Annotated in this window: 3 protein-coding genes and 1 pseudogene; 3 read left to right on the forward strand and 1 reads right to left on the reverse strand. The window is 73.1% G+C overall.

What is annotated here, in order from left to right; all coding sequences use genetic code 11:
* Positions 1–571: pseudogene (locus tag QR78_RS30990) on the reverse strand (methyl-accepting chemotaxis protein); the annotation flags it as partial.
* A gap of 403 nt (positions 572–974) precedes the next feature.
* Between QR78_RS30990 and QR78_RS30995 the strand changes: the two are divergent.
* From QR78_RS30995 to QR78_RS31005, 3 genes are all read left to right on the forward strand, one after another.
* Positions 975–1,961, forward strand: a complete 987-nt coding sequence (locus tag QR78_RS30995) for a Gfo/Idh/MocA family protein (RefSeq protein ID WP_048431483.1) — start codon at positions 975–977, stop codon at positions 1,959–1,961.
* Between the two features lie 436 nt (positions 1,962–2,397).
* Positions 2,398–3,648, forward strand: coding sequence for a glycosyltransferase (locus QR78_RS31000; protein ID WP_244276413.1), 1,251 nt, complete (start codon positions 2,398–2,400; stop codon positions 3,646–3,648).
* 3 nt (positions 3,649–3,651) lie between these two features.
* Positions 3,652–4,058: WecB/TagA/CpsF family glycosyltransferase (locus tag QR78_RS31005; protein WP_048431484.1), on the forward strand; the 407-nt coding region annotated here is incomplete at its 3' end.

Below are 4,058 nucleotides of genomic sequence, written 5' to 3' on the forward strand. Positions count from 1 at the left end.
CGAGGCGGGTCGCCGAGTCGACCCGCTCGGAGGCCGTCGTCATGGCGGCCTCGGTGAAGCGGTTGGCATTGGCGACGGATTCGCCGATCGTCGTCTCGGCCCGCGCGGTCAGGGCGGCGATCTCCTCGCGGGAGGCCGCTGCCGCCGACGCATCGATAGGACGGCCGTAGAGGTCAGCCCGGCCGGTCTGGGCAAAACGCTGCACCGCGGCGGCGAGGTCGTGGACCGTGCGCTCGCTGTCGCGCAGGACGTCCGGCTTCAGGGCGATCGCGATCGGCTTCTTGAGGCCGGCCCCCGCCGCCCGCGCCTCGTCGAGCGCGGCCGTCACCGCGGCGTCGGCTGCGGCGGCGCTGCGCGCCAGCTCGACGGACTTCTGGCTCAGCTGAATCCGGGCCACGGCGACCTGCGCCTGCGAGATCCCGCGCAGGATGGTCTCCTCGCGCGCCAGCGCGTCGTTCGCCGCGCGGATCTCCGTGTTGCTGGACCATTGGTTGTAGACGGCACCGCCGACGAACAACGCCGTGACCGCGGAGGACAGCGCCAGCTTGCGCCCGATGCTGAGCTTGACCATCGTAGAATCCAGTGCCCCGAAGACGACAGAATGTTCACAGAACACTTGATTAGGAGACGGCCGTTAAGAATGTCTCACGCTGCGGAAATTGACGGAGAAATTATTTCTCCAGTCCGAAGGGAACCAAAGACGATCGAGCGATCCGTCCCCGCGACAGTACGAACGAAGCCTTCGCCGTCCCTCCGCTGATGGAACGTTGCAGGCCGACAGCGTCCGTTCGCGCCTCGAAGGGCCCCGGCGCTGCCTTGGACCGACGGGCAGGCTCGGCGCGCCGCGAGCGGGCGCGAGGGCAACGAGGCGCGAACGAACCGTTGTGGACCTCGCCCGCCGGACCGGAGCGCGCGGCGTTCCCCCGGCGCTTGTTCGGTCTTAAGAGGAGCGCGTCCGGCAGCCAGGATCCGCGATGACCTCACCCTACACCTCCCTCGCCCTCGGCATCATCGGCGCCGGCATCATGGGCGAGCGCATGATGAATGCCGTCCTCGGGCAGGACGGCGCAACGGTGCGCATCGCGGCCCTGTGGGACCCGGCGCCGGCGGCGCGGGAACGGATCGCCGCGCGCTTTCCCGGCGTGCCGGTCGTCTCGGACGCCGCCGCCGTGGTGGCGGCGAGCGACTGCGTCTACGTCGCCTCCCCGCCGGCCTCGCATCTCGGCCATGCCCGGGCGGCCCTGGCGGCCGGGCGCAGCGTCTTCTGCGAGAAGCCGCTCGCCGTCGACCTCGCCGAGGCCCGGGCCTTCGTGGCCGAGGCAGGAAGCCGCGGCGCCGTCAACTTCCCGTTCGCCTCGTCGCTGGGCGTCGCCACCCTGGCGCAATGGATCGCCGAGGGCGCGGTCGGCACGCCGCAGCGCCTGACCATCGAGGTCGCCTTCGCGCGCTGGCCGCGGCCCTGGCAGGAGGATGCCGCCGCCTGGCTCGACGCGCCGCAGGAGGGCGGTTTCACCCGGGAGGTCGTGTCGCACTTCCTGTTCCTGAGCCGCCGCCTGCTCGGGCCCCTCGACGGGCTCGACGGTCATGCCGTCTTCCCCGAGTCCGGCCGGTCGGAGCGGGCGATCGATGCGACGTTCCGGGCCGGAGGCGTGCCGGTGCTTCTGCGTGGTCGGGTCGGCGAGACGGCTCACGACGATCACAACACCTGGACCCTCGAGGGCGAGACCGGCGCGGTCCGCCTGCGCGACTGGGCGATCGCCGAGCGCCGGGGCGAGGACGGTCGGTTCGCGCCGGCCGCCGACGCGATGCCGAACGAGCGCGCCCGCCCGATCGCCCTGCGGCGCCAGCTCGAAGGCGTCGCGCGGATGACCCGTGGCGAGCCCCACGCCCTCGCCACTCTGACCGAGGCGCTCGAGGTGCAGGAGGTCGTCGAGGCGATCCTGGCCTCGCGCCAAGCGTGATCCCCGCCCCGGGGGCGCGGACATCGGGTCGCACCCCCGGGGACCGGAGACGGCGCCCGCCCCCTCCCGTCATCGAGGACGGCGGCGAGTCGCGCGGTGCGGAGGCGTGCAGGCCGCTGCAATCGCAATGCAATCCCGATCGCGCTCCAAAATTTCGCGATCGTCGCCGGATACCCGCATGCGGCACCGCATTGTACCGATCGGTCGCATCGGTAATTTCCCGCGCCTGAACTCCCTCCGAGTCACGCGTTATGTGCCTGCGGTATCGCCGATGGGCGTACCGGTCATCCTTCGGCACGCCGATCGGGCAGGGCCGATTTGTCTCGGAATGAGCGCCTGCACAACCTGACAGTGCATGCGGCGTCCTTTACGGGCAACAGTGGGCTTGGGGACACGAACGGACTTGCCGTTGGGCGAAGGGCGCGGATTGGCAACGATGAGCATCAGCACGGACACGGATCACCGACCCGGCGGCGGTGCGCCGCCGGCCGGGGGCGGTGATCCGTTGCGCGTCCTCGTCGCCCACAATCGCTACCAAGTCCGCGGCGGCGAGGACGCGGCGGTGGCCCGCGACCTCGCGGCTATGGAGCGCGCCGGCTGCGCCGTCGAGGCGGTCTTTCTCGACAACGAGGCGATCGATTCCGCACCCGCGCGCCTGTGGGCGGCGCTGGCGGCGACCCACGCGCCGGACGGGATCGCCCGGGTGATGGCGGCCGCCCGCCGCTTCCGCCCGGACGTGGTCCACGTCCACAACTTCTTCCCGCTCCTCTCGCCGGGCATCCACGCCGCCGCCCGGGCGGCGGGCCACGCCACGGTGCAGACCCTGCACAATTACCGACTTGTCTGTGCCAACGCCTTCCTGATGCGGGACGGTGCGCCGTGCGAGCGTTGCGTCACCGGCTCGCCCTACCAGGCGGTGCGGTTCGCCTGCTACCGCGGCTCGCGGATCGGTTCGCTCGCGGTGGCGCGGATGATCGACCACCACCGCAGGGCCGGAACCTGGCGGCGCGACGTCGACCGGTTCGTCGCCCTGACGCCGTTCGCCCGCGAGCGCTTCGTGGCGGCGGGCGTGCCGGCCGCAAAAATCCGCATCCGCCCGAACGGCCTGGCCGATCCGGGCCCGCCCCCGGACGGGCCGCGCCGGGGGCTGCTCTTCGTCGGCCGGGTCAGTCCCGAGAAGGGCGTCCTCGTCCTCGCGGACGCTGCGGCGTCCGCCGGAATGCGGGTGACGGCGATCGGCGAAGGCCCGCTCGCGGGTGCCCTCGCCGGCCATCCCGGCCTCGACCTCGTGGGCGCCCGAAGCCCGGCCGAGGTGCAGGCCGCGATGGGCCGGGCCGCCGCCTTGGTGGTGCCCTCGCTCTGGTACGAGGGCCTGCCGATGGTGGTGGCGGAGGCCTACGCCGCCGGGACGCCGGTCGTCGCCTCGCGGATCGGGGCGCTCGCCGACCTCGTCGCCGACGGCGCGACCGGGCTCCTCGCCGCGCCGGGCGATGCGGGCGACCTCGCCCGGGCGCTCGCCCGCATCGCCGCCGATCCCGCGAGCGCCGCCGCCATGGGGCGGGCGGCCCGCATGGTCTACGAGCGCGAGTGGCGCGAGGACGTCACGACCCGCGCCCTCCTCGACATCTACCGGGACGCCGTCGCCGCACGGTCGGCGGACGCGTCCCTCGCCAGAACGGGAAGCTGACACGTGGCACACGACCCCCTCGTCCCCTCCTTCGAGATCGGCGGCGTGCCGGTCTCGGCGACCGACATGACCGGGCTGATCGCGGCCCTCGGGCGCCGGTTCGCCGGCGGACCGGACCAGCCCGGCACCTTCGTGGTGTTCCGCGACGCGCACGGCGTCGTCCGGGCGCAGACCGACCCGGTGCTGAAGGCGGCCCACCACGACGCGCTCCTCGTCTGCGCCGACGGGCGGCCCCTGAGCTGGATCGGCCGCTGGCGCGGTCTCTCGGCCATGCAGCAGGTGCCGGGAATCGAATCCGTCGAGGCGGTGTGCCGGGCCGGCGCCGCGTCTGGCTGGCGCCACTACTTCCTGGGTGGCGGCGAGGGCGTAGCGGCGCACCTCGCCGAGACGATGCGGGCCCGCATCCCGGG

The organism is Methylobacterium indicum (assembly GCF_001043895.1).
In the GTDB taxonomy this organism is placed as follows: Bacteria; Pseudomonadota; Alphaproteobacteria; order Rhizobiales; family Beijerinckiaceae; genus Methylobacterium; species Methylobacterium indicum.